General features: G+C 58.2%; 1 tRNA gene and 2 rRNA genes. All 3 read right to left on the bottom strand.

The features are described from left to right. Window positions 1-8 precede the first annotated feature (8 nt). The 3 genes from GXW79_RS21300 to GXW79_RS21290 all read right to left on the bottom strand — a co-directional run bounded on the left by GXW79_RS21300 (window position 9) and on the right by GXW79_RS21290 (window position 3,165). Window positions 9-85: transfer RNA gene (locus GXW79_RS21300), tRNA-Met, on the bottom strand. Between the two features lie 132 nt (window positions 86-217). Beyond that, window positions 218-332: ribosomal RNA gene (rrf, locus tag GXW79_RS21295) — 5S ribosomal RNA — on the bottom strand. A 99-nt stretch (window positions 333-431) separates the two neighbouring features. Continuing rightward, window positions 432-3,165 (bottom strand): 23S ribosomal RNA (locus tag GXW79_RS21290). Window positions 3,166-3,218 lie beyond the last annotated feature (53 nt).

Genomic DNA, 3,218 nt, shown 5'->3' with positions numbered 1-3,218 from the left:
GATCAAGCTGGATGCGGGGACAGGATTTGAACCTGTGACCTTCAGGTTATGAGCCTGACGAGCTACCGGGCTGCTCCACCCCGCGTCAGGGTGTTTTGATGGCTCCAGGCGATGATGTTTCCTGGCGCATCGATGTGTGTTGGAACCGCTGCCTTTATGGGGCGTGTACGGTTCATCCTGTCTCATGGTGTGTTGTGTATTCAGCTCCGGCCTGGTGGCCCGGCGGCGACCTACTCTCCCGCATCTTGAGATGCAGTACCATGGGCGCAGTGGTGTTTCACGGCCGAGTTCGGGATGGGATCGGGTGTATCAACCACGCGATGGCCACCGGGCCACCGGGCCGGAGCTTGGGGAATGATGAGTGTGTGTGGTTGGACGCGGTTCGGCGCTGTGCGCGGTGGCCTGCTTACGCAGACCCGCGTTTGGCGCTGGTAGTGAGATCGATCGGGCTATTAGGACCGCTCGGCTGAATGGGTTACCCCATGTACACCTGCGGCCTATCGACGTGATGGTCTCTCACGGCCCTCAGGGAGATCTCGTCTTGAGGCTGGTTTCCCGCTTAGATGCCTTCAGCGGTTATCCATTCCGCACTTAGCTACCCAGCGATGCCACGGGCGTGACAACTGGTACACCAGCGGTGCGTCCATCCCGGTCCTCTCGTACTAGGGACAGATCCTCTCAAATCTCCAACACCCACGGCAGATAGGGACCGAACTGTCTCACGACGTTCTAAACCCAGCTCACGTACCGCTTTAATCGGCGAACAGCCGAACCCTTGGGACCTGCTCCAGCCCCGGGATGCGATGAGCCGACATCGAGGTGCCAAACCTCCCCGTCGATGTGGACTCTTGGGGGAGATCAGCCTGTTATCCCTAGAGTACCTTTTATCCGTTGAGCGATGGCCCTTCCATGCGGGACCACCGGATCACTAAGGCCGACTTTCGTCCCTGCTCGCGCTGTCGCGCTCGCAGTCAGGCGGGCTTGTGCCTTTGCACTCAACAGCCGATGTCCGACCGGCTTGAGCCCACCATCGCGCGCCTCCGTTACCTTTTGGGAGGCGACCGCCCCAGTCAAACTGCCCACCAGGCAGGGTCCCGGCCCAAGCTAATTGGGCTCGGTTAGACGCCAGAAGAGCGCAGGGTGGTATTTCAAGGTTGGCTCCACCAAGGCTAGCGCCCCGGCTTCATAGCCTCCCACCTATCCTACACAGCCCTCTCCTGGCGCCACTGCCAAGCTGCAGTAAAGGTTCATAGGGTCTTTCCGTCTGACCGCGGGTACCCCGCATCTTCACGGGGAATTCAATTTCGCTGAGCCCATGCTGGAGACAGTGGGGAGGTCGTTACGCCATTCGTGCAGGTCGGAACTTACCCGACAAGGAATTTCGCTACCTTAGGACCGTTATAGTTACGGCCGCCGTTTACCGGGGCTTCAGTTCGATGCTTGCACATCTCCCTTTAACCTTCCGGCACCGGGCAGGCGTCAGACCGTATACGTCGTCTCACGACTTCGCACAGCCCTGTGTTTTTACTAAACAGTCGCCACCCCCTGGTCTGTGCCACCCACCAATGCTTGCGCAAAGATGGGTCTCGCTTATCCCGAAGTTACGCGAGCAATTTGCCTAGTTCCTTCAGCATGGTTCTCTCAAGCGCCTTGGTATACTCAACCAGTCCACCTGTGTCGGTTTAGGGTACGGTCCTATGCCAGAGCTGTTTCCTGGACCGATCCGGCAGCCCCTCCAATCCAATAAGGAGGAACAACGCTTCACGGCCGTCACTTCTGGCGGGCCCAGGAATATTGACCTGGTTCCCATCGGCTACGGCTCTCGCCCTCGCCTTAGGGGCCGGCTCACCCTGCGCGGATTAGCCTTGCGCAGGAACCCTTGGACTTTCGGCGAGAGGGTTTCTCACCCTCTTTGTCGCTACTCATGTCCGCATTCGCACTTCCCATACCTCCACCACCGGTCACCCGTATGGCTTCGCAGGCCTAGGGAACGCTCCGCTACCGCGCATATTGCTATGCACCCACAGCTTCGGCAGATGGCTTGAGCCCCGGTACATTTTCGCCGCAAAACAGCTATTAGACCAGTGAGCTATTACGCTTTCTTTAAAGGATGGCTGCTTCTAAGCCAACCTCCTGGTTGTTTTGGCCGTCTCACATGCTTTCCCACTTAGCCATCATTTGGGGGCCTTAGCTGGTGGTCTGGGCTGTTTCCCTCTCGACAATGGACCTTAGCACCCACTGTCTGTCTGCCCACCTATACTCGCCGGCATTCGGAGTTCGGTAGGGTTTGGTAGGGCTTTGGGCCCCCCTAGCCCTTCCGGTGCTCTACCTCCGGCGGTAAACAATGGACGATCTACCTCAATAGATTTCGCGGAGAACCAGCTATTTCCGAGTTTGATTGGCCTTTCACCCCTAGCCACAGCTCATCCCCGACTTTTTCAACAGGCGTGGGTTCGGCCCTCCAGTGCGTGTTACCGCACCTTCAGCCTGGCCATGGCTAGATCACTCGGTTTCGGGTCTCATGCCAGCAACTAAACGCCCTTATCAGACTCGCTTTCGCTGCGCCTACACCTCACGGCTTAAGCTTGCTGCTAACACGAACTCGCGGACCCATTATACAAAAGGTACGCCGTCACCCTTGCGGGCTCCGACTGCTTGTAAGCGTTCGGTTTCAGGTCTGTTTCACTCCCCTTGTCGGGGTGCTTTTCACCTTTCCCTCACGGTACTTGTGCACTATCGGTCACCAGGGAGTATTTAGGCTTGGAGGATGGTCCCCCCATGTTCAGACAGGGTTTCACGTGCCCCGCCCTACTCAAGGATCCACAGAAGCACTACGCCTACGGGGCTATCACCCACTGCGGCTGACCTTTCCAGATCACTCGGCTTCTCTTCTGTAGACCACTGGCCTGTTCCGCGTTCGCTCGCCACTACTAGCGGAATCTCTGTTGATGTCTTTTCCTCCAGGTACTGAGATGTTTCAGTTCCCCGGGTTTGCCTCTACCGCCTATGTATTCAGCAGCAGATCTCCTTGCGGAGGGGTTTCCCCATTCGGACATCCGCGGATCAACGATCGCTCGCATCTCCCCGCGGCTTTTCGCAGCGTGCCACGTCCTTCATCGCCTCCTGGTGCCAAGGCATCCACCGAACGCCCTTTTCACACTCTCTACCAGCACCCACGCCCGCGCACAGGGCCGAACCGCGACCCGGTACTTCGAAGC

It is taken from the genome of Plastoroseomonas arctica, from assembly GCF_018128965.1.
GTDB lineage: Bacteria > Pseudomonadota > Alphaproteobacteria > Acetobacterales > Acetobacteraceae > Plastoroseomonas > Plastoroseomonas arctica.
Note: the sequence above shows the minus strand (reverse complement) of the source record. Positions and strands in the feature narration are given on the sequence as shown.